Origin of the sequence: Streptomyces sp. G45, from assembly GCF_049542095.1 — a bacterium.
Classification (GTDB): Bacteria; Actinomycetota; Actinomycetes; order Streptomycetales; family Streptomycetaceae; genus Streptomyces.
In genome coordinates, this window is record NZ_JBMUZU010000001.1 from 5,139,284 (window position 1) to 5,160,831 (window position 21,548).

A 21,548-nucleotide genomic window follows, 5' to 3' on the forward strand; every position below is an offset into this window, starting at 1 on the left:
GACCGCCCTCGCGGGATGTGACCGCTCCCTGTGGGGGGCGATCGCCGTCGGCGCGTGCGGGTGCGTGGCCGGTGTTCCTTTCCCACCCGCCCGCCCGTGACTGGCATCGCGGGACGTGACCGCGCGTTCCCGGCGGGGCCTACCCTTCCGTCAGGAGGTCGTCGAGGAATGGCTCTATGGCCCCGCACCAAGCGGTCGGCTGGTCGTAGTGCACAAGATGGCCCGCGTCCGCGACCTCCGCGTACGCGCCCCGGGGGAGGACCCGGACCATTTCCTGGGCCTCGGCGCGGCCCAGCTCGCCGTCGAGGCCGCGCACGACCAGCGCGGGGCAGCGGACCTGCATCAGCTCCTCCCAGTGCGCGTCGTACACCCAGGTCTCCCGGGACCTCAGCATCTGGGCGGGGTCGAAGACGGGCCGCCAGCCGTCGGGGCCCTCGGCCATGACCTCGGCGTAGAACGCGCCCCGCGAGGGGCTGGGCCGCTCCACCCACGGGTCGTCCTCGCCGAACCACTTCCGCACGTCCGCGAGCGTCGCGAACGGCACCGGCCAGGCCTTGAACCACGCCTCCCACTCCCGCTGCGAGGCCGCGCCGAGCGCCGACGCCCGCATGTCGCAGATGATCAGGCCCCGCACCAGGTCGGGGCGGCGCGCGGCGAGCTGCCAGGCGGTGAGCGCGCCCATGGAGTGGCCGATGAGGACGGCGGGGCCGAGGCCCAGCTGCTCCACGGCGGCCTCGGCGTCGTCGACGTACGCCTCGCGTGTGTAGGGGCCGTCGGCGGGCTTGTCGCTCTGGCCGTGGCCGCGCTGGTCGAGGGCGACCGCGCGGTGCCGCTCGGAGAGCCAGCGCGCCGTGCCCGCCCAGTGCGAGGCCCGGCCCATCAGGCCGTGCAGCAGCAGCACGCCGCCGCGCGGCGGCTCGCCCTCCCTCGCTTTGGGAGGGTCGGCATACTCCCAGGCGGCGAGGCTCACGCCGCCCGCGCCGGTCACGTGGATGCGCCGCACCATGTCCCAGGCACCCCCCTTGAGATCCGCTCGGGTCCTTCGCTCACGCACTCCGGCACGCTATCGAACTATCATTCGAGTGCGGCCTTCTTGCCGCCAACACCGCTCGTTCGGGTGACCATGCTCAAGGATTGACCGCCGCCGCCGAGGGGAGATCTTCACCGGGGGGCGGGCCGCTCGGGGAGATCGGCCCGAAGGGGGTGACCCTGAGAGCTCGGGGCTCCGGGTCAGCACAGGGGAGGACAGGCCCCGGCGCCGCGCGGCGCCGGGGCCTTCCGCGTGCGCGGCGCGCCAGCCGCCCCGCGCCCCGCTCTCCGTACCGCCGCTCGTACCCCTGCTCACCAGGCGGGTGCATCGTCTGCCCCTCTCCGGCCGCACGGCCAGGCCCCGGCGCCGACGCGGTCAAAAACCCTCAGTGACCCGTGGGCCCCTCGCGGGCCCCCGGGCCATGTGCCTTCTGCCTTCGCGACAGCCCTTCTGCCGTCTGCCTTCTGCCATCTGCCTTCGCGACAGCCTCGCACGCGCGGCGCTCCCGCGCTGCGCTTCGGCACACTGAATCTTGGACTCCGGCGTGTCTCGGACTCGCCTCAACCGTCCCCGTGATAACGGGAGTCGACGGCTGTGGCGGGAAGGCCGAGGGCGCGCCGGAGCCTGGAGCCGCGCGCGGTCAGCGCTTGGCGCCGCGCGCGGTCAGCGCTTGGCGACGAACACGTGCGACGCGACGTCCGACGCCAGCTCGGCGGCCTCGCCGCTGGAGCCCACGAGCACGCCGCCCGCCGACTCCGTGACGCTGACGACGGAGCCGGGCTGCACGCCCGCGCGCCGCAGCGTGTACATCAGCTGGGCGTCCGTCTGGATCGGCTCGCCGATGCGGCGGACCACGACCGTCTTGCCGTCCGTGCCCGGGTCGAGGTCGATCAGGGAGACCATGCCCTCGTCCAGGAACGGGTCCGCGCCGTCCTTCTCGCCGAGCTCCTCCAGGCCCGGGATCGGGTTGCCGTACGGCGACTCCGTGGGGTGGCGCAGGAGCTCCAGGACGCGGCGCTCCACAGCCTCGCTCATCACGTGCTCCCAGCGGCAGGCCTCGGCGTGCACCTGCTCCCACTCCAGACCGATCACGTCGACCAGGAGGCACTCGGCAAGGCGGTGCTTGCGCATGACGCGCGTCGCCAGGCGGCGGCCCTCCTCGGTGAGCTCCAGATGCCGGTCGCTCGCCACGGCCACCAGGCCGTCGCGCTCCATCCGCGCCACCGTCTGGCTCACCGTCGGGCCGCTCTGGTCGAGCCGCTCGGCGATGCGGGCGCGCATGGGGACGACACCCTCCTCCTCCAGTTCGAGGATGGTGCGCAGGTACATCTCAGTGGTGTCAATTAGCCCCGACATGGGTTGCCCCTCAGAATTCGCTCGTGCGCTGGCCCTGCCCTCAATTCTGACGCATACCACCGACAACCGGGTTGCGCCGGGTGAACCCGGGGGAGACGCGCCCCGGCGACCGTATTGACAGGGCACTGGTCCAGACCGCACCGTGATCCGCGACACGACGGGACGGCGGCGGGACGAGGGGGTTTCGCGGATGAGCCACGGCACGGACGGCGACGAGGGCGGCGGCCAGGACGGCGGCGCGACGGCCGACGGTACGGCCGCCCGGTATCTGGACGCCGCCATGGCGCTCCTGCGGCGGGTACGGGACGAGGAGACCGGTCCCCTCACGGCCGCCGCCGAGGTGATCGCCGACGCCGTCGCCGCCGACGGCCGCCTCTTCGCCTTCGGCGCGGGCCACTCCTCGCTGCCCGCCCAGGACGTCGTCTACCGCGCGGGCGGGCTCGCCCTGATGAACCTGCTGTCCGTGCCGGGGGTCGTCGGCGTCGACGTCATGCCCGCGACGCTGGGCTCCGCCCTGGAGCGGGTCGACGGGCTCGCGGGCGCCGTCCTCGACTCCAGCCCGGTCCGCCCCGGCGACGTCCTGGTGATCATCTCCCTGTCCGGGCGGAACGCGCTCCCCGTGGAGATGGCCATGAACGCCCGCGCGCTCGGCCTGAAGGTCATCGGCGTGACGTCCGTGGCGTACGCACGCGAGACGAAGTCCCGGCATGTCTCCGGCACGTTCCTGAAGGACCACTGCGACGTCGTCCTCGACTCGAAGATCGCCGTCGGGGACGCCGAGCTGACCCTCGACTCCGTGGACGCGCCGTTCGGCCCCGCCTCCACGATGGTCGCCAGCGCGCTGATGCAGGCCATGATGGCCACCGCCGCGGCCGCGCTCGCCGCGCGCGGCATCCAGCCGCCGCTGCTGCGCTCCGGCAACGTCGACGGCGGCCACGACTGGAACGGCCGCGTCTTCACGACGTACGCCGACCGAATCTTCTACCGCCACTGACCTCCCGGCCGCCGCCGGGCCCTACCGGCCGCTGCTGCCGACCCCAGCGGCACGGCCTCCGGTGCCGCCGCTGCCCCTCCGCCCGCCCCCGCGCTCCTGCCGGTGCTCGACTGCGGCTGGCTCCGCGCTACCGCGCTCGCGTCCTCCCACCCGCCCGCCCTTTCGGCGGGCGGGTGGGGGAGGGCCGCTGATGGCTGTGCCTCAGTCCGGGGCGGGGCACTGCGCCCCGAAGCCGGACCCCGGGGCGACCACCCGCAGCCGCCGATGGCGCTCAAGCCCCACGGGGGGCGCCCACGTCCTGCGAGGGCGGTAACGGGCGGGCGGGTGGGAGAAGCAACCACGCACGGACCCGCAGCCGCCAACGGCGACCGGCCCCACCGGGGGCCCCGCGACGGCGGCAACGGCGGTACCGGCAGGGGCCCCGCGACGGCGGTAACCGCAGGGGCGGCGTCAGCCGCCCCCCACCACCCGCGCCAGATCCACCGCGGCAGCGACCCGCGCCGCCACACTCTCCCCGTACACCGCGTCCCCCCGCTCAAAGGCCCCCCGCCCGGCTCCCCGCAGGAACGTGACGACCCCCACGCTCCGCCCCCGGCTCCGCAGCACCACGCACAGCGCGTGCACCGCCGACGAGGGCCACTGCCGTACCGCCGCCCACTCGCGAGCCCGCTCGGGCGAAGCGAGCCCCGCGCTGGCGCGCACCGACCCCGCCCGCTCCACGCACTGCGTGGCGGGATGCCCCTCGGGGTAGCGCAGCGGCAGCCCGCCCCGCCCCGCGGAGAGGACGGACTGGCAGGGGCCGGGGGACTCGGCGGGGGTCGCCGCGGCCCGCACCAGGCGGATCTCCGGCTCCTCGCTGACCAGCAGGTCGATCAGGGCGTGGTCGGCGAACCCGGCGAGCGCGAAGTCGAGCTGGACGGTCGCCGCCTCCATGGGGTCCTCGCACTCGGCGGCGGCCCGCGCCGACCGGTGCAGCTGCTGGGAGCGGAAGCGCAGCTGCGCGGCCTCCTGCTCGGCCTGCTTGGCGTCGGTGACGTCCCGGAAGAGCCAGGCCACGCCGAGCGGCACCGGCTCCTCGGCGAGCGGCGAGCCGAGCCGCAGGAAGCCGCTGCGCCAGCACCGGCGCCGGGACTCGCCGCTCTCCCCGCGCACCGTCACCCACAGCTCGGCGGGAGCGGGCGGCGCGCCCTCGGCGAGCACATGCGCGAGAGCGCTCTCCAACTCCTCGACCCCCTGGGCGAGCACCTCGCCCAGGGGCCGCCCGAGCAGGGCGGTGCGGCCGAGCCCGAGGGCGCGGGCGGCATGCTCGTTCACCACCGCGGGCCGCAGGTCGGCGTCGACCAGGACCACGCCCCAGGAGGCGTGCTCGAAGAGGGCCTCGCTCAGGGCGATGGACCGCTCCAGGTCGATCTGCGCGTGCACCTCGCTGAAGGCGCAGTACACCCCGGCGGGCTTGCCGTCGCCGCCGCGCACGGCGGCCGACTGGGTGCGGACGAGCACGCGCCCGCCGCCCTTGGTGAGCAGCGCGAACTCGTGCACGCGCCGCCCGGGGGCGTGCATCGCGGACAGCAGGCGGCCCTCGACGTCCTGGGCGTCGGCGGGCCGCACCGCCCAGCCCGCGAAGCCGCGCCGCCCGACGGCCTCCTCGGCCGACCAGCCGAGGATCCGCTCCGCCTCGCGGTTCCAGTGCGTCACGACTCCGTCGGAGTCGAAGGCGCACAGCGCGGCGTCCATGCCGTCAAGGAGCGCCGCGAGCAGTTGGGCCCCGCCCGGCTCGGGCTCTTCGGGACCTAGTTCGTCGGTCGTTCCGCTCCGTCGGGAAGCACTCACCTGGAACCCCCCTGCGCAGGCCGTGTCCTCGTCCTCATGAGCTGGGTGTGCTGCACATCAGATCATTCAACTCGAACGTGACGCAGCCCACAGTAGGTTCCCGGAAGTTGGACGAAATCGTTGCGTGCCATAAATCGGTTGTGCGCGCGCGGCGGGGTTCCTAGGGTGGCGTGCACACGAGAAGGGAGGTGGTTCGGCAGATGTATGACAACCGGACGCGTGAGGTGACTGCGGGCTAGCGGCCCGACGTCGCAACTCGAATTCGGCGCCGGACCAGCGTGTGATCCATGCACGCGGCTGGCCCTCAATCCCAAGCAGTCACCCGACCCGCGAGCCGCCGGTACGTCCGGCCGGCTTCCCCGCCCCAGGCGGAGGGAACCACGGCTCGCGGGTTGTCCGTTTTCCCGGACCCGTGCCGCCGGACCCGTGCCGCCGGGGGCGTCACCCCTTGCTCACCGCCGCCAGGATCTCCGGCAGCCGCGCCGCCACCCGGGGCGCCGCGAGCCGCAGCCCCGCCAGCGTGACCGCCGCGCCGTACGCCGTGCCCACGGGGAGCAGCAGCCAGGACCAGCCGCCGTGGCCCGCGGCGTGCAGCCAGATGGTCAGGGCGAGTACGGGGGCGCAGAGGGCGGCGGCGGCCAGCATGCCGCCCACGAGGGAGATCCAGGCGAGCCCCGCCTGCCCGGGGGCCACGTTCTTGTAGCCCTCCTGGGGAATCGAGTACGGATAGCGGGCCGACGCCCACGCCCCGGTCGCCAGCATCGCCCCGAGCAGCGCGAAGGACAGGCCGAGCACCTCCGGCAGGGAGCGCGGGTCGCCGAGGAGGACCACCGTCAGGACGGTCACCAGGGCCGCGTACGGCAGGGTGACGACGAGCAGCGCGCAGGCGCGGCCGCGCAGTTCGTCGTACGCGTCCCGGGGCGACGACACGGTCATGGCGACCATCCAGAACGCCGACGTGTCCTGGCCGAACTGGTTGTACATCTGGATGCCGAGCATCCCGGCCGCGAAGCACGCGATGTACACGGAGCCGGTGCCCTGGAGGGAGTTGAAGACGGGCACGATCAGGCCGATGGCGAGGGACGTCACCCAGGCCGCCTTCGTCTTCGGGTCGCGCCACACATAGCGCAGGGAGCGCTCCATGACCGGGCCGGTGCGCCCGGAGGGCAGCCGCGCGGACAGGCCGCCGGTGCCGCGCCGCTTCGTACGGGAGGGCTCCGCGGCGGCGAGCGTGGAGCCGTCGGGCGCTGTCATCAGCCGGGTGAGGCTGCGCCGCCACAGGCCGAGGAGCAGCAGGAGCGCCCCTACGGAGAGGGCGAGTTGCACGGCCGCCACTCCGTAGTGCCCGGCGCCCGTCTGGTGCACCGCCGAGATCGCCGCGGACGGCGGCAGCCACCCCAGGACGTCCGCCACCGGGTCCAGCTCGCCGAGGCCCTCCGCCGACGAACCGAGCCGCTGCGCCCCGAAGTTCACCAGCTGCGCCCCGACGGCGATGACCAGGCCGCTGAGCACGGCGAGGTCGCGGCCCTTGCGGCTGGTCAGCAGGCGGACGTTGGCGGCGGCGACGGCCCGCGCGAGCGCCACGCACAGCAGCACCGTCAGCGGCACGGCGACCACACCGAGGGCGTACGCCGCCCCTCCGCGCGCCACGGCGATGACCGCGCCGAGGGCCAGGCAGAGCGTGAACAGCGGGCCGATGCCGACCAGCGACGCCACCAGGAGCGCGCGCACGAGCGGGCGGGGCGCAGGGGAGCATCACCAGGCGCGTGGGGTCAAGGGTCTCGTCGCCGCTGGGGAAGAACAGCGGCATCACCGCCCAGCCGAGCGCCAGGACCGCGGTGAGGATGACCGACACGGTCGCGGCGTGCTCGTCGCCGCGCAGCAGGACGAGCCCGAGGAGCTGGAGCGCGGCGATCAGCAGCGCGAACACCGCGGACGCCACGTACGCGGCGCGGCGGCCACCGGACTGGCGCAGGCCGTTGCGCAGCAGGGACAGCTTCAGCCGTACGAAGACGGGGGTGAGGCCCGCCTCGGTGGCGGCGGTCACCGGGCGCCACCGCCGAGCCAGTCGAGGTCGCTGCCCGCGTCGCGGCCGTTCGCGCCGACGAGTTCGAGGAACGCCTGCTGGAGCGAGGCGGCGTCGCCGCGGACCTCGGCGAGCGGGCCCTGCGCGCGGATGCGGCCCGCCGCCATGACGGCGACCCAGTCGCACAGGGACTCCACCAGCTCCATGACGTGGCTGGAGAACACGACGGTCGCCCCGGAGCCGGTGAAGCGCTCCAGTACGCCGCGGATGGTCTGCGCGGAGACCGGGTCGACGCCTTCGAAGGGCTCGTCGAGGAAGAGGACCTCGGGGTTGTGGAGGAGCGCCGCGGCCAGGCCGATCTTCTTGCGCATGCCGGTGGAGTAGTCGACGACGAGCTTGTGCTGGGCGCCCGCGAGGTCGAGCACGTCGAGGAGCTGGGTGGCGCGCTTGTCGACCTCGGGGCCGGGCAGGCCGCGCAGGCGGCCGGTGTAGGCGAGGAGTTCGCGGCCGGAGAGCCGTTCGAACAGGCGCAGGCCCTCCGGCAGGACGCCGATGCGGGCCTTGACCTCGGCGGGGTCCCGCCAGACGTCGTGGCCGACGACCTCGACGGTGCCCCGGTCGGGGCGGAGCAGGCCGGTGACCATGGAGAGGGTGGTGGTCTTGCCCGCGCCGTTCGGGCCGACGAGTCCGACGAACCTCCCCGCTGGGAGGGTGAGGTCGACGCCCGCCACGGCGATCTGCTGGCCGAAGGCCTTCCACAGGTCACTCACCCGCACCGCTGGCTTCTCGGTCACCGGTCCCCCTTCGTACCGTCGCTGTCCGTCTGCGCACGATACGTCGGCGACGGCAGCCCTCGGGTTCACGGTGCCCGGCGCCCGGGGGCCGTGCCCACCCGTTCCGCCCTCCGGGCGGACCGGCCACGACGTACCCGCGGAGAGGAAGACACCGCCCGGCCAGCGCGGCGTCAGCGGCGGCGGGCCTCCCGGCCGCAGGCGTAGGCCAGGGGGAGATGATCTCCTCGGCGTCCGGCAGCCACCGGTTCGCCGCGGTGGGGCGGCAGGCCCACTGCACGGCGCCGGACGCGCCGAAACGGGTGGGCGGCGCGGCGACGTACGCGCCCTCACCGAGGGTGACGAGGTCGAGCGCGCTGGGCGGCCACCCCAACGTGCGGACCAGGTCGGGGACCTTCGCGGCGGCGCCCGGGAGCACGAAGAACTGCATGCGCCGGTCGGGCGTGCACGTGACGGGACCGAGGGTCAGCTCCATCCGCTCCATCCGCGCCAGCGCGAGGAACCCGGCGGTCTCGGGCACGTCCACGGCGTCGAACGTCCGCCCGGTCGGCAGCAGGATCGACGCGTTCGGCTGCTTGGACCACATGCGGCGGGCGACGGTCGCGCTGCCCGTGGCCTGCGTGGGCCAGTCGTCGCGCACCGGGTGCGCGCCCGGCGCGGCGCACGCGGCGTCGCCGCACGAGCACCGCCATGTGCCCTCCACGGACTCAAGCCAGGCGCCGGGGAAGACGTCCCAGTGCCGTTCCTCCGCGTACCGCACGGCGGTGTCCTGAAGGGCTTCTCCGCGCTGCTTCGGGATCTGCGCGGCTGACGTGACTCCGATGGTCTCTTCCACGACGTTCTCAACTTCCGTCTCCCAGTGGGGTTACGGGGAGTCATGTGCGCGGGGAGGAGCATCGATCCTGCCGCGGGGCGCATGGGAGCACGGTTGGGGGCGCGCGCGGGCAACGGGGTCCGTGCGCGGGTAGCCAGGTCTGGGGCAGTCGGAGTTCACCAGGTTCACCCGGCTCGCTACGTGTGCTGCGTTTGTGCCGTGCTGCGTTGTCTATGACACGGTTAAGTGCAGTTGCTGTGTGTTTGTGGTGCATCTTCCGGTTGTTTCCCGGGCATTGATCATCTGGGCGGCGCGGGCAGACCGGCCCGGACCGTTCCGCACTCGCTCTCGACCTCGATCTCGACCCGACAGCACACCGACATTCCAGATGGTCCACGGTGCACACAGGGGGTACGCCATGGCCGCAAGGCCACTCGTCGCGCGGCAGCCCAACGAACGGCTGCAAGCACTCATTCAGGAAGCCGGTTGTTCCAACGCCGGTCTGGCCCGCCGCGTCAACATGTGCGGCGCGGAGCACGGTCTCGATCTTCGTTACGACAAGACGTCGGTGGCGCGCTGGCTGCGCGGGCAGCAGCCGCGCGGGCGCGCCCCCGGCATCATCGCGGAGGCGCTCGGCCGCAAACTGGGCCGCACGGTGACGATCGACGAGATCGGCATGGCGAACGGCAAGAACCTCGCCTCCGGCGTGGGCCTGCAGTTCTCCCCACCGTCCTCGGCGCGATCGAGCAGGTCTGCGAGCTGTGGCGCAGCGACGTGGGGCGGCGCGACTTCCTGTCCGGCTCGTCCGTCGCCGCGTCCGCGCTCGTGGAGCCGAGCCGCGACTGGCTGATCTCGTCGCCGGACCCGCAGGTCGGGCGGACGGCGGGACCGCGCGTCGGCCTGTCGGACGTCGCCGCCGTCAAGGCCATGACGGAGGCCCTGACGCAGCTCGACCACCAGTACGGCAGCGGGCACGTCCGCCCGGTCGTCGTGCACTATCTGAACTCGGTGGTGTCCGGCCTGCTCGCCGGGTCGTACCGGGAAGCGGTGGGCCGCGAACTGTTCGCGGCCGTCGCCCGGCTGACCGAGCTGGCCGGGTACATGGCGGTGGACACGGGCCAGCCGGGCCTCGCCCAGCGGTACTACATCCAGGCGCTCCGCCTCGCCCAGGCCGCGGGCGACCGCGGGTACGGCGGATATGTGCTCGCGGCGTCCATGAGCCACCTCGCGGCGCAGCTCGGCAACCCGCGCGAGATCGCCCAGTTGGCGCGCGCGGCGCAGGAGGGGGCGCGCGGGCGGGTCACCCCGCGTGCGGAGTCCATGTTCTACGCCGCCGAGGCGCGCGGTCACGCGCTGCTCGGGGACGCCCGCTCCGCGCAGGCCGTCGCGGGCCGCGCCGTCGAGGCGATGGAGCGGGCCACCGGAGAGGAGCAGTCCGGCGACGACCCGGCCTGGATCCGCCACTTCGACCAGGCCTACCTGGCCGATGAACTCGCCCACTGCCACCGCGACCTGGGCCAGGCGGACGCGGCGGCACGGCGCGCGGAGGAGGCCCTCGCGGGCCTGCCCGAGACGCGGGCGCGGCGGCGCGCCATCGGCCTGGTGCTGCTCGCCACGGCCCAGGTGCAGCGCCGCGAGGTGGAGCAGGCCTGCCACACGGGTCTGAAGGCCGTCGAACTGCTCGGCACGCTGCGGTCCAACCGCGGCGCGGAGTACCTGGAGGACTTCCAGCAGCGCCTGGAGCCGTACCGAGAGGAGCCGGTGGTCCGCGAGTTCGGCGCCCGCGTCGAACTCCAGGCGGCGTGAGCCCCCGCCGGTGCCGGGCACCCGACGGCACCGGCGGCGCGCATGAGGCGGGACAGGGGCGCTCGGGGCGCCCTGGTACGACCCGGCGGCAGACGCGCCCCCGTTAACAGCGTCTTCCGCGCAACTTCCGTTACCGCTGCGGCGTCTGCGTCCAGGGCGGCGTCCGCCGGGTTCTGAGCTGCGTGGCAGAGCGCCACGGGGACCCGGTAGCGTGAGCCGACGTTCCGAAGGTTCCCCCATTAGTAGGAGTCCCGGTGACGCAGCAGAGCGGGCAGGGCGCCGCTTCCTCCGATCCGCAGCAGCCCTCGGCGCGGCAGGCGCGCGAGGGCATCGTGCTGCCCGCGGACGGTGGCGCCCCCCTGATGCCGGGCACCACCGGCGACCGTGGCGACCAGGGCGGCCACGCCGCGCCGCCCGGCGGCAGCCCCTGGGGCCAGCCGTGGGGCCCGGACCCGGCGGCTCCCGCACCGGGGACGGGGAGTCCTGGGGCGCGATGCCGCAGCAGGGCGACGCCGGGGCGTACCACCAGGGCCCGGGCGCGGGCGCTCCGTACGCGCCGCCCGGTGGCGGGCAGACCAGCGCCGGAGTCCCGCTGCCGCCCGAGGGCGCCCCGCACCCCGGCCACGCCCCCGCCCCGCAGCCGCCCGTAGCGATGCCGCTGCCCCCGGAGGGCACGCCGCTGCCGCCCGCGACGCCGCCGGGCGCCTCCTACGGCGGGCCGCAGGGCGCCGCGTACGGCGGCTCGGCGCCGCTGCCGCCCGTGACGTCCGGCACACCGCTGCCGCCCGCCGCGCAGGGCGGACCGCAGGGGCAGCCGTTCCCGTCGGCGGGACAGCCCGATCCGGGGTACGCGGCTCCCGCGGGGCCCCTGGGGTCCGACGCCGACGCCACGCAGTACATACCCCCGGTCGCCTCCGGCGCGCTGCCGCCCGAGGTGCAGGCCACCGACGCGACCACGTTCCTGGGACGTGTACCTGGTGCGCCCGGCACACCCGGCGCGCCCAGCCCCGCCGAGCAGACCGCGTTCCTCGGCCGCCCCTCCGAAGAGACGGCCTTCCTCGGCAGCCCGGGGGACATCGCCCGCGGCGGCGCCCCCGCCACCCCCGGCGTGCCGGACGACAACGCCCCCACCCAGTTCATCGCCCCCATCACCGACAGCGCGGCCCCGGCCGCCGGGCACCCCGCGGACGCGCCCTACGGAGTGCGCCCCGGCGCCCCCGGCGCTTCCGGCGACCGGCAGCCGCCCGCCGAGTTCGACAGCCTCTTCCGCCGGGAGCCGGAGCCCGAGGGCGGAGCCTCCGCCACGCAGCAGATGCCCCGCGTCCAGGACCCGGCGCCGGGCCCCGACATCCCGGCCGCGCCCGCGCCCGCGCGCCAGCGCCGCGGCCGCACGGGGTCCAGGACGCCGCTGCTCGTCGCCGTCGGCGTGGTCATCGCCGTACTCGGCGTCGGCGCGGGCGCGCTGCTCAGCTCGGGCGGCGGCGACGCGGACAAGGGCGACGACAAGGAGCCGCTGGCCGCGTCCGAACCGGCCGACACCGCCACCAAGGAGTCGAAGAAGCCGTCACCGTCCGCGGACCCGGCCCGGCCGCAGGCCGCCGCCCTCGACCGGCTCCTCGGGGACAGCAACGACAGCCGCGACACGGTCATCCGCGCCGTGCGCGACGTGAGCCGCTGCGACGACCTGCGGCAGGCCGCGCGGGACCTGCGCGGCGCGGCCCGGCAGCGCACCGGCCTCGTCACCCGCCTGTCCCGGCTGAGCGTCGACAAGCTGCCCCGGCACGCCCAGCTCACCGCCGCCCTCAACCGCGCCTGGAAGGCCTCCGCGGCCGCCGACAACCATTACGCGGCGTGGGCCGACCAGGTCGCGGGCAAGAAGGGCTGCCACAAGGGCCGCGCCCGCCCCACCCCGCAGCAGGCCGCGGGCAACCGCGCCAGCGGCGAGGCGACCCGGGCCAAGCGGCAGGCGGCGGCGCTGTGGAACGAGATCGCGGGCAAGCACGAGCTGACCAAGCGGAACCCGACGCAGCTGTGACGCCCGGCGGCGGCCCGTCAGGCGGATGTCTGCGCGGTCTCCAGGGTCTTCTTCACGTTGACGGACGGCTTGCGGGACACCACCAGGCGGCCGTCCCGCACCACCTGGAAGGTGACGACCGCGTTCACCAGGCGCGGGTACTCGCCCGCCGCCAGCATGTTCTCGAACCGCCAGCTCAGCACCGGCGTGAGCCCGCCGGTGTCCACGCGCAGGCCCCGGTCGAGGGTCCGCCGCAGCGAGCGGGCGGTCACCTCGCCGCCGCCGAGGGACTCCACGGCCTGCCGCAGGACGGTGTACGCGATCCAGGTGGTCTGCACGCCCGCGTCGGACGCGTCGACGCGGTTGTCCGCGAAGGCGTGCTCCCGGATCACCTCGCGCATCCGCGACCAGCGCTTGTCGGTCTCCACGGGGTACCAGCCGGTGACGTACGCGCCTTCGTAGGGGCCCTTCGCACCGCCCGTGCGGTCGATCAGCGACTGGTCGACGCTGCCGAGCACGGACGCCGTGCGCACCCTCGGGAAGGCGTCCTCGGTGCGCCGGAACGAGTCGAAGAACGTGTCGGTGCGCGCGCCGAGCGCCGCCGCCACGCAGCCGCCCCTGCCGCCTTCGGTGGCGCTCTCCAGGGCCTGCCTGGCCTGCGGGGTGTAGTCCGTGCCGTCCTCGGGCGCGTGGATGTCGGCGGACGCCCTGCGGTTGCTCTGCGCGAGCCCGGAGTCCAGGAGCTTGGAGAGGCTGTCGCCCGCTATGGTGTCCGGCCGCACCAGCGCGACGCGCTCGCAGACGTCGGCGAGCTGCTGCCCGTTGCCCGCGAGCAGCGCGGGCTGCCCGCCGTTGACGGGGTACGACATCGGGCTGGAGAACTCCTCGTCGGTCAGGCCGTAGCCGCCGATGTACGGGATGCCCGCGGCCTCCAGCTGGGGCATGAAGGCCCGGCCGTGCTGGCTGTAGGAGCCGACGACCGCGACGACGTCCTGCTTGACGGCCTCGCGGGCGCAGGCGCCCGCCTCGGCGGGGTCGTTGTGGTCGTTGCAGGTGAGCACCCTCAGCTCGTGCCCGTCGAGGCCGCCGTTGGCGTTGACCCAGCGGGCGTAGGCCTGGGCCATCGCGGGCATGCCGGGCTTGTTGGTGGCCTTCGTGCCGTCGGGGGCCCAGGTCATGACCGTGACGGGGTCGTCCCCGGAACCCCCGTGGTACCGGGGATGACCCCGCAGCCGACGGCCAGGGACGCACACGCCGCCACCGCTGCCGCGGTGCGCGCGGCTCTGCGCGCTCGGTGCGCGGTCTCGGCGGGACGGGGGAGGAAGACGCGTCGCAAGGCGGGCATGAACACGCACGATTCCGTCACCGGGCCAACCGTGGAGTGACGCGTTCCTAACGGATGGTGACGAACGCGTGAACGGGTGGGGCCGTAAAGGCGAGGGTGATGTGGGAACGTACGATCGATGACCGTGCAAGGTTCGGAGAAGTCTTCCCGTCGCGGCCGTCGGTCAAGGACCATAGGCGCCATGCCAACGAACGACATGCCGTGGTGGCGCTGGCGCAGCAACGTGCGATCGGCGCTGCACATGCTCTCCGACCCGGAGTTCCAGCGCGACTGCTGGCTCGCCGGGCGCGAGGAGTACGGGGACGTGACCGACGCCGTGTACCGCCTTGTCGAGGACACGTGGCTGGACAACTGGTCCGCGGAGAAATACGTCGGCACGATCTTCCGCGACTCGCAGGAGGCGGCGCTCGTGGACGTCGCCGTGCTCCGGGTGCTGCGGATCATGCACGAGGTGGGGCCGGACGCCGCGGTCTCCGTGTACCTGAACCACCCCGGCTGGCCGGAGGCGGTCCACGCGGCCCGCGACGCGCACGTGCGGCTCGCGACCGGTGACGGCGAGGACCCCGACAGCCCGCCGCGGACGCTCGAGGTGCTGCGGATCCTGACGCGCTCGGGCTGAGCGCCCGGCGCCGCCGGGGCGCGTGTGCCGCGCGTGTGCCGTGCGTGTGCCGCGCGTGTGCCGTGCGGGGGCGCCGTCCGGGGTCCGCGTGGTGCCCGAGGGGCGCGCGGTGGTGGTCCGGTCCGCGGGACGGCGGGCCGGTGGGGGGCTCGGGTATGGGACCCTGGGCGGATGAACGAGCCGTCCGTCGCCGCCAGTGGCCAGCGCACCGACCGCGCTGAGCAGTACGTCCTCACCCTCTCCTGCCCCGACAAGCAGGGCATCGTGCACGCCGTGTCGAGCTATCTGTTCATGACCGGCTGCAACATCGAGGACAGCCAGCAGTTCGGCGACCACGACACGGGCCTGTTCTTCATGCGGGTGCACTTCTCGGCGGAGGCGCCCGTGACCCTCGACAAGCTCCGCGCGAGCTTCGCCGCCGTCGGGGACTCCTTCCAGATGGACTGGCAGATCCACCGCGCCGAGGAGCGCATGCGGATCGTCCTCATGGTGTCGAAGTTCGGGCACTGCCTGAACGACCTGCTGTTCCGCGCCCGGATCGGCGCGCTGCCCGTGGAGATCGCCGCCGTCGTCTCCAACCACACGGACTTCGCCGAACTGTCCGCCTCGTACGGGATTCCCTTCCACCACATCCCGGTGACGCGGGACACCAAGGCCGAGGCCGAGGCCCGGCTGCTGGAGCTGGTCCGCGAGGAGAACGTCGAGCTGGTCGTCCTCGCCCGCTATATGCAGGTGCTCTCCGACGACCTGTGCAAGGCGCTGAGCGGCCGCATCATCAACATCCACCACTCGTTCCTGCCGAGCTTCAAGGGCGCCAAGCCGTACCACCAGGCGCACGCGCGGGGCGTGAAGCTGATCGGCGCGACCGCGCACTATGTGACCGCGGACCTCGACGAGGGCCCGATCATCGAGCAGGAGGTCGAGCGGGTCGGCCACGGGGTGACGCCGGACCAGCTGGTGGCGGTCGGGCGGGACGTGGAGTGCCAGGCGCTGGCGCGGGCCGTGAAGTGGCACGCCGAGCACCGCATCCTCTTGAACGGGCACCGCACGGTCGTCTTCGCCTGACGGGGGCGGGGCGCTGCCGTGCGCTGCCGCGGGCCTGCGGGGCCCTTCTTTCCCACCCGCCCGCCCGTGACCGTCTCCGGGTTGGTGATCGCCCCTCGTGGGGGTGCGCCGCCGTGCGCGGCTGCGGGCCCGTGGGGGGTTTCCTTTCCCACCCGCCCGCCCGTGACTGTCTCTTGGCGGGTGATCGCCCCTTGTGGGGGTGCGGCGCCGTCGGCGGCTGCGGGCTCGTGGGGGCTTCGGCGGGGCTGTGAGGGGTGCTACAGGCGGCTCAGTGCGGCCGTTGCCTGGAGGACCTCCTGGATGGCCTCGCGGTCGCCGGTCTGGCCCGCTGCCGCCTCCCGAGGCGGCACGCGGCCCGCGGCGAGGCGGCAGAACTCGACGCCGTCCAGCGCCACATGCGCCACCTCGTGGGAACCGTCGGCCCCGGTGGCGGCGGAGTCCAGGGGGATGAGCCACTCGCCGCCGCCCACGCCCTCGACTTCGAGGCGCAGGCTGCGCCCCGGCGCGTCGGCGGCCCGCCCGGACCGCCGCTCGGCGAGCGACGCGGGCAGCATCCGGGCCGCGAGGTCGATCATGTGGTGCAGATGCCGGGGCGCGGGCGGCTCGTACGGGTAGTCCACGGCCTCCGCGATGTCCCCGGCGTGGATCCAGCACTCGAAGGCCCGCTCCACCATGGCGTCCCGCAGGGGCAGCGCCACGGCGGGGGCGTCCCGGCCCGGCGGGCCGCCGTACGCCACCGAGAGGCGGCCGGAGCCGCCGCCCGCGAACGACACCGTGCGGATCAGCTCGTGCGTCTGGTCCCGCCAGGGGCCGCGGACGGCGCGGGTGGGCGGCGCCGGGGAGGCACGCCAGTACGCCTCGGTGCGCCGGGTCGGGTCGGGGGCCGGTGGCGCGTCCGCGCCGAGCGGGTCGTCCAGGCCGAGGGCCACGGAGACCAGGCCGTCCACGGCGATCAGATGTGCGATCACCCCGGCGACCGTCGTCTTGCGGCTCGCCGGTTCCCCGCTCTCGTACCAGCGCAGCCGCACCGGGGCGTGCCACTCGGCGTCCCCGATGTCCTGGAGCAGCGCGTCGAGGCGGGCGGTCTCGGCGTCGTACGGAGCGGCCCAGTCCGGCAGCGGGACGCGGGGCGGGCGGCGCCCGAGGCAGCTCTCCAGGACGCGGGTGCGCAGGCCCGGGTCGAGGTCGAGGGTCTCCTCGGGGTGCAGCAGGCCGACCGCGTCGCGCAGCCGCAGGGCCTCCTCGGCGCACGGCCCGCAGTCGCCCAGGTGTTCCTCCACGGCGGTGGCCTCCTGCGGGGAGCACGCGGACAGGGCCCAGGCGCCGAGCAGCGACTTCAGGACGCCGTGGTCGAGGGCGAGCGGCTCGGGCGGTGCGGGCGGCGCGGCGGGCAGCGGGCGGCCGGTGTCCTCCACGGAGGCGCGCGGTGCCGGTATGCGCGGTCCCTGGCCCGTGCTGTCGCCCCCGCCGTCGTGCGGCTCGAACGGCTCGGGCCTGCTCACAGTGGTCTCCCGTGGTCCTGCGCGCCGTATCCCGGGGCGCCGGGGGTGTCGCCGAAGGCGGCGCTGTCGTGCGCGCTGTCATGGGCCGTGGACAGCAGCTGGAGGCCGAGGCGGAGCCTGCGGCGGGCCTCGTCCTCGGTGACGCCGAGGTCGGCGGCGGTCTGGCGGTAGTCGCGGCGCTGGAAGTAGGCCAGCTCCAGGGCGGCGCGCAGCGGGGCGGGCATCGCCGACACGATGTAGTCCGCGCGGGCGGCGGCGGAGGCGCGGGCGACCTTGCGCTCCAGGTCCTCCGTGGTGCCCGCGCCACCGCGGGCGAGCGCGGCGGCCTCGGTCTGGCGCAGGCGGCGCACCGCCTGCTGGTGCGTGAGCGTGGCGATCCAGGAGCGCAGGGGGCCCTGCTTCGGGTCGTACCCCTCGGGGTTCTCCCAGATGTGGGTGAAGACCTCGCGCGTGACGCGGTCGGCGGCGGCGACGTCCCCGAGGACGCGGTGGGCCAGGCCGTGCACCAGGGAGGCGAACCGGTCGTACAGCTCTCCGAGCGCCGCCGCCTCCCCGTGCGCGAGGCGCTGCTGCATGCGGCGGTCCCAGCGACGTGGCGCGTCCTTCGGCATGTGGCCCCCTCGTGCGCTCGCCGTGCTCACCTTCACCTTCACCGTGGGACCGAATGTAGTCGGCGGCACTGACAGCGCACCTCCCTTTGCCCGGCCTTCCCCGCACTTTGCGGCATTCCGGGCCGCCGCGGCGCCGCGGATGATATTGGTCCCGCGGGCCGTTCCCGCAGCGTGCGGGCGCCCGGAGTGCGGCGGGCCGCTTCCGGAACGCGTACCGGCCTGGTGTTTCATGGAACGGCGGTGGGGCAGCCGCGACACAGGAGACAGCGGGCGAACGAGGGGCGAGGCGCGTGGCGCTGAAGGTGGCCGTGGGCGAGCGGGACGGCTGGGCCGTGCTGCGGGTCGCGGGCGAGATGGACCTGCTGACCTCGCCCGTGCTGCGCCAGCGGGTGCACGAGGCGGTGGCCGACGGCCGCCGCAGCGTGGTCCTCGACCTGTCCGAGGTGCTCTTCTGCGACTCCAGCGGCGTCGGCGTGCTGATCGCCACGCGCCGTCTGATGCGGTCCTGCCGGGGCCGGTTGCGGCTGATCCTGCCCGCGCAGGGCGCCGTCGAGGGCTCGCACGTCAACCGCGTCCTGGCGGCGCTGGGCGTGCGCCGCCTGTTCGAGGTGTACCCGGACGCGGAGTCGGCGGTGGACGACGCGGCGGCCCCGCTGAGCGCCTGACCGGCGGGGCGTACGGGACGTGCCTGACCGGCGGGGCCCGTGGGGGGCGGGGGCGTCCGGCGAGTGCCCGGACCTGGCGGAACCCCCGCTACCGGGCAAGATCCATCGGCTGGTACAACCTTCCCGAGCGGATGTCACCGTCGACGCGACCGCCCGGCCCGCAGCGCGACCGTGGCACGCCCATGTCGCGGAATGTCCGCGGTCTTGGCACAAGCGTCGCTTTTCCCCTTCCTGGGGGGCGACGGCGTCGTACGCTCGCTGAACAGACACCTGATGGACACCCGCCGTCTCCCGGGGCGCGGCGGGCGTACCCCCACCGCATGAGAAGTGAGGCGGCCCGAACACCATGGACAGTGCCGAGTACGAGCGTAAGATCGCGGCCCGTTTCGCCACTTTCGACCAGGACGGCAACGGCTACATCTCCCGTGAGGACTTCAGCACGGCGGCCGCGGCGCTGCTCGCCGAGTTCGGCGTCACCGCGCGCTCCGAGAAGGGACAGGCCCTGTACAGCGGGGCCGAGGCGTTCTGGCAGGGCATGGCCGGGATCGCCGACCGGGACGGGGACCAGCGGATCACCCGGGACGAGTTCGTCGGCGGGGCCGTGAAGCGGCTGCGGGACAACCCCGCGCGGTTCGCGGAGATCGCGCGGCCGTTCCTGCACGCGGCGCTGTCCCTCGCGGACGGCGACGGCAGCGGTTCGGTGAGCGCCCCTCAGGTGGAGCGGGCGCTGCGGGCGCTGGGGGTGGAGGCGGAGGTCGCCTCCCTGACGGCTCAGGCGCTCGGGCCCGTCACCGAGGACCAGGTGCTCTCCGCGTTCGCCTCGTACTTCACGGTCCCTGAGTAGGGGCGGCGCCTCGTCGCCGACCGGCGGGTGGGTGGGTGCTCTTCGCCCTGCCCACCCGCTCGTGCGTTCCCATCTCCGGGGAAGCGGGTCTCTCCAGAGAAGCGGGGGTCTCCGTAGAAGCGGGTGCCTCTACGGGGGTTGAGTTCTTGCGGGGGGGTTCGGGGGTTGAGGGCCGCCGACGTCCCCGTCGGGTGGCCGGGGGTCACACGGCTTCGTACGCCACGCCCTCGTACGCCGCTCCGAGCGCGCCCGCGGCCGTGCCCGTGACGCCGCGGTCGACCTCGCACCAGATGCGCTTGCCGCCGCTCTCCATCTGCCACCCCCACCGGTCGGCGAGGCCGTCGACCAGTTCGAGGCCCCGGCCGTTCGTGTCGTCGCCGTCGGCGTGCCGGGGGCGTGGCGGGCGGGCGCTGCGGTCGGCGACCTCGACCCGCACGGTGCCCGGCTCGCTCGCGGGGACCTTGAGGAACAGCATGCGCAGGACCGCCGGACAGCCCGTGTGCACAACGGCGTTGGTGACGAGCTCCGAGATCAGCAGGATCAGCGTCTCGGCCAGCGGCTCGTCGACCGCTATTCCGGACCCGGCGAGCCGGGAGCGGGCCCATCTGCGGGCCCGGCCGACTTCAGCGGGATCCGATCCGACTTCTAGCTGGACTTGAAGCTCCTGCACCGCTCACACCATCCGAACCGGCGGACACATCGCCTCGTGACTCCGCGGGGTCACGGAACGTGATCCCCTTAGGAGACAGCATGGTTGACGTTCAGTCACCCCAACAAGCGCTTCGGGCATATTCCAGCGCGAAGGAGTACGCGTGCGGCATACTGTGCGACGCGCGCCGCGGGGGGTCGAACAGGCGGGCGCTCGGCCCTGTCCTGCGGGGCGAGAAGGGCACCGTGGGGAGCGCGTCACCAGGCACGGAGTTGCCTCTGGGGCAACACCGGCACGGCTCGGCCTCGGGACCTCTCGCATCCCACACAAGGTACCGGAGCCGGGTGCTGACTCCCGGGCGTGACGAGTCACGCGTAGGACACAACCCGATATCGACGCTTCGTAGTCACCGAATGTCGCGTGGTGACAGTGAGTGACGAGTCGGGGTGGTGCATGGCGGTGGGTGCCGTCCCGTTGGCGTGCACGCACAGTAGTGCCGTTTCTCCGTAGTGCCGTCTCTCCGTAGGACGGCCTCTCCGTAGTGCGACCTCTCCGTAGGGCGGCCCCTCCGTAGTGCCGTCTCTCCGTAGTGCGGACGTGACCCCGGGGAGGGGGCCGAGGGGCGGTGTGTGTGCCCCGCCCTGTCGGCGGTCACGGCCCGCAGCTTCCCGCCAGCCCGCGCGCCAGCCGCTCCTCCGCGTCCGCCGGGGGCCCGGCGAGCCCGGAGCGCACCCACGCCCGCTTCAGGTGCAGATGCACGTCGGACTCCCAGGTGAACCCCATCCCGCCGTGCACCTGGAGGCAGTCGCGGGCGTTGCGGACGGCGGCGTCCGCGGCGAGGAGTTCGGCGCCGGTGGCCTCCAGGGGGTCGGCGGTGACGGCGGCGGCGTACACGGCGGCGCGGGCCAGCTCGGCGCGGACCAGCATGTCGGCACACAGGTGCTGGACGGCCTGGAAGGCGCCGATGGGGCGACCGAACTGTTCCCGGGTGCGGGCGTATTGGACGGCCAGGTCCAGGGTGCGGGCGGCGGAGCCCAGGTGCTCGGCGGCGCGGAGCAGCGCGGCCTCCCAGCGGGCCTCTCCGGAGACCTGCCCGGAGGCTTTTCCGGATGCCTCCCCGGGGGCGCCCCCGGCGGGGACGCGGTGCAGCGGCGTCAGCGGGTCCACGGACCGCACGGCCACCGCTCCGGAGGTGTCCCCGTGGACGGCGTCGGCCTCGTCCAGCCACGCCACGAGGCCCCCGTCGACCGCGGTGACCACCGTCTCCCCGGTGGCCGCGCCCGCGACGTCCCGGGCCGCGAGGAACGTGGCCACCAGCGGGCCCGGCAGCAGCGCCCGCCCCGCCTCCTCGAACACCAACACGGCCTCCGGGAGCCCCAGTCCGAGCCCGCCCTCGGCCTCCGGCACCCGCAGGCAGAAGAACCCGGCGTCCCCGAGGGCCCGCCACAGCTTCCGGTCGAGGCGGGGCCGCCCGGCGGGTCCCTGCCCGACGGCGGCGCGCAGCGCGTCCCGTCCGAAGCGCCGCTCCAGGAGTTCCCGCGTACCCGCCCGCAAGGCCTTCTGGTCCGTACTCAGTTGGAAGTCCAC

Annotated in this window: 14 protein-coding genes and 4 pseudogenes; 7 read left to right on the forward strand and 11 right to left on the reverse strand. The window is 74.5% G+C overall.

Going from position 1 to position 21,548, the window contains the following annotated elements; all coding sequences use genetic code 11:
• Positions 1–139 precede the first annotated feature (139 nt).
• Together ACOBQU_RS21650 and ACOBQU_RS21655 are read right to left on the reverse strand one after the other, a co-directional pair.
• The gene (locus ACOBQU_RS21650) at positions 140–1,006 is read right to left on the reverse strand and encodes an alpha/beta fold hydrolase (protein ID WP_423628973.1); all 867 of its coding nucleotides are present in this window, start codon (positions 1,004–1,006) and stop codon (positions 140–142) included.
• Between the two features lie 687 nt (positions 1,007–1,693).
• On the reverse strand, positions 1,694–2,386 hold the full coding sequence (locus ACOBQU_RS21655) for an iron dependent repressor, metal binding and dimerization domain protein (protein ID WP_423628974.1): 693 nt from the start codon (positions 2,384–2,386) through the stop codon (positions 1,694–1,696).
• A 190-nt stretch (positions 2,387–2,576) separates the two neighbouring features.
• Between ACOBQU_RS21655 and ACOBQU_RS21660 the strand changes: the two genes are divergently transcribed.
• Positions 2,577–3,380: an SIS domain-containing protein gene (locus ACOBQU_RS21660; RefSeq protein WP_423628975.1), complete on the forward strand. Its 804-nt coding sequence runs from the start codon at positions 2,577–2,579 to the stop codon at positions 3,378–3,380.
• A 450-nt stretch (positions 3,381–3,830) separates the two neighbouring features.
• Here the strand turns inward: ACOBQU_RS21660 and ACOBQU_RS21665 are convergent, their stop codons facing one another.
• From ACOBQU_RS21665 to ACOBQU_RS21680, 4 genes and pseudogenes are all read right to left on the reverse strand, one after another.
• Entirely contained in the window at positions 3,831–5,210 is a 1,380-nt protein-coding gene (locus ACOBQU_RS21665) for a PAS domain-containing protein (RefSeq protein WP_423628976.1), read from the reverse strand.
• 441 nt (positions 5,211–5,651) lie between these two features.
• Positions 5,652–7,278: pseudogene (locus ACOBQU_RS21670) on the reverse strand (transporter).
• The gene (locus ACOBQU_RS21675; RefSeq protein ID WP_423628977.1) at positions 7,254–8,030 is read right to left on the reverse strand and encodes an ABC transporter ATP-binding protein; all 777 of its coding nucleotides are present in this window, start codon (positions 8,028–8,030) and stop codon (positions 7,254–7,256) included. The pseudogene ACOBQU_RS21670 and the gene ACOBQU_RS21675 overlap by 25 nt, the downstream one beginning before the upstream one ends.
• Before the next feature lie 170 nt (positions 8,031–8,200).
• A pseudogene (locus tag ACOBQU_RS21680) lies at positions 8,201–8,862 on the reverse strand (bifunctional DNA primase/polymerase).
• A 397-nt stretch (positions 8,863–9,259) separates the two neighbouring features.
• Here ACOBQU_RS21680 and ACOBQU_RS21685 point away from each other — a divergent pair.
• Positions 9,260–10,647: pseudogene (locus ACOBQU_RS21685) on the forward strand (transcriptional regulator).
• A 439-nt stretch (positions 10,648–11,086) separates the two neighbouring features.
• Positions 11,087–12,682 (forward strand): hypothetical protein, encoded by a 1,596-nt coding sequence (locus tag ACOBQU_RS21690; protein WP_423628978.1) that lies wholly within the window; start codon positions 11,087–11,089, stop codon positions 12,680–12,682.
• Between the two features lie 17 nt (positions 12,683–12,699).
• Here the strand turns inward: ACOBQU_RS21690 and ACOBQU_RS21695 are convergent.
• A pseudogene (locus tag ACOBQU_RS21695) lies at positions 12,700–14,006 on the reverse strand (ABC transporter substrate-binding protein).
• Between the two features lie 118 nt (positions 14,007–14,124).
• Between ACOBQU_RS21695 and ACOBQU_RS21700 the strand changes: the two are divergent.
• Both ACOBQU_RS21700 and purU read left to right on the forward strand, forming a co-directional pair.
• Positions 14,125–14,625 carry an SCO4402 family protein gene (locus ACOBQU_RS21700; protein WP_423628979.1) on the forward strand — a complete coding sequence of 167 codons (501 nt, stop codon included), beginning with the start codon at positions 14,125–14,127 and terminating at the stop codon, positions 14,623–14,625.
• Between the two features lie 171 nt (positions 14,626–14,796).
• A complete protein-coding gene (gene purU, locus ACOBQU_RS21705; protein WP_423628980.1) occupies positions 14,797–15,690 on the forward strand; it encodes a formyltetrahydrofolate deformylase in 894 nt (297 codons plus the stop codon).
• A 257-nt stretch (positions 15,691–15,947) separates the two neighbouring features.
• On the opposite strand, the gene ACOBQU_RS21710 is transcribed toward purU, so the two are convergent.
• Together ACOBQU_RS21710 and ACOBQU_RS21715 are read right to left on the reverse strand one after the other, a co-directional pair.
• Positions 15,948–17,192 carry a maleylpyruvate isomerase N-terminal domain-containing protein gene (locus ACOBQU_RS21710; RefSeq protein ID WP_423628981.1) on the reverse strand — a complete coding sequence of 415 codons (1,245 nt, stop codon included), beginning with the start codon at positions 17,190–17,192 and terminating at the stop codon, positions 15,948–15,950.
• The gene (locus tag ACOBQU_RS21715) at positions 17,189–17,803 is read right to left on the reverse strand and encodes a sigma-70 family RNA polymerase sigma factor (protein ID WP_423628982.1); all 615 of its coding nucleotides are present in this window, start codon (positions 17,801–17,803) and stop codon (positions 17,189–17,191) included. The genes ACOBQU_RS21710 and ACOBQU_RS21715 overlap by 4 nt, the downstream gene beginning before the upstream one ends.
• Positions 17,804–18,093: 290 nt before the next feature.
• Between ACOBQU_RS21715 and ACOBQU_RS21720 the strand changes: the two genes are divergently transcribed.
• Positions 18,094–18,468 carry an STAS domain-containing protein gene (locus ACOBQU_RS21720; RefSeq protein WP_423628983.1) on the forward strand — a complete coding sequence of 125 codons (375 nt, stop codon included), beginning with the start codon at positions 18,094–18,096 and terminating at the stop codon, positions 18,466–18,468.
• 346 nt (positions 18,469–18,814) lie between these two features.
• Positions 18,815–19,312 (forward strand): EF-hand domain-containing protein, encoded by a 498-nt coding sequence (locus ACOBQU_RS21725; protein ID WP_423628984.1) that lies wholly within the window; start codon positions 18,815–18,817, stop codon positions 19,310–19,312.
• Between the two features lie 202 nt (positions 19,313–19,514).
• On the opposite strand, the gene ACOBQU_RS21730 is transcribed toward ACOBQU_RS21725, so the two are convergent.
• Positions 19,515–19,982 carry an ATP-binding protein gene (locus tag ACOBQU_RS21730; RefSeq protein WP_423628985.1) on the reverse strand — a complete coding sequence of 156 codons (468 nt, stop codon included), beginning with the start codon at positions 19,980–19,982 and terminating at the stop codon, positions 19,515–19,517.
• A 630-nt stretch (positions 19,983–20,612) separates the two neighbouring features.
• Complete coding sequence (locus ACOBQU_RS21735) at positions 20,613–21,548, reverse strand: acyl-CoA dehydrogenase family protein (RefSeq protein ID WP_423628986.1); 936 nt, start codon at positions 21,546–21,548, stop codon at positions 20,613–20,615.

Bases quoted from the DNA above. Each gene is read 5' to 3' on its own strand.
- ACOBQU_RS21650 (WP_423628973.1), bottom strand. From the start codon at position 1,006: ATGGTGCGGCGCATCCACGTGACCGGCGCGGGCGGCGTGAGCCTCGCC.
- ACOBQU_RS21700 (WP_423628979.1), top strand. From the start codon at position 14,125: ATGACCGTGCAAGGTTCGGAGAAGTCTTCCCGTCGCGGCCGTCGGTCA.
- ACOBQU_RS21725 (WP_423628984.1), top strand. From the start codon at position 18,815: ATGGACAGTGCCGAGTACGAGCGTAAGATCGCGGCCCGTTTCGCCACT.
- ACOBQU_RS21660 (WP_423628975.1), top strand. From the start codon at position 2,577: ATGAGCCACGGCACGGACGGCGACGAGGGCGGCGGCCAGGACGGCGGC.
- ACOBQU_RS21715 (WP_423628982.1), bottom strand. From the start codon at position 17,803: ATGCCGAAGGACGCGCCACGTCGCTGGGACCGCCGCATGCAGCAGCGC.
- ACOBQU_RS21655 (WP_423628974.1), bottom strand. From the start codon at position 2,386: ATGTCGGGGCTAATTGACACCACTGAGATGTACCTGCGCACCATCCTC.
- purU (WP_423628980.1), top strand. From the start codon at position 14,797: ATGAACGAGCCGTCCGTCGCCGCCAGTGGCCAGCGCACCGACCGCGCT.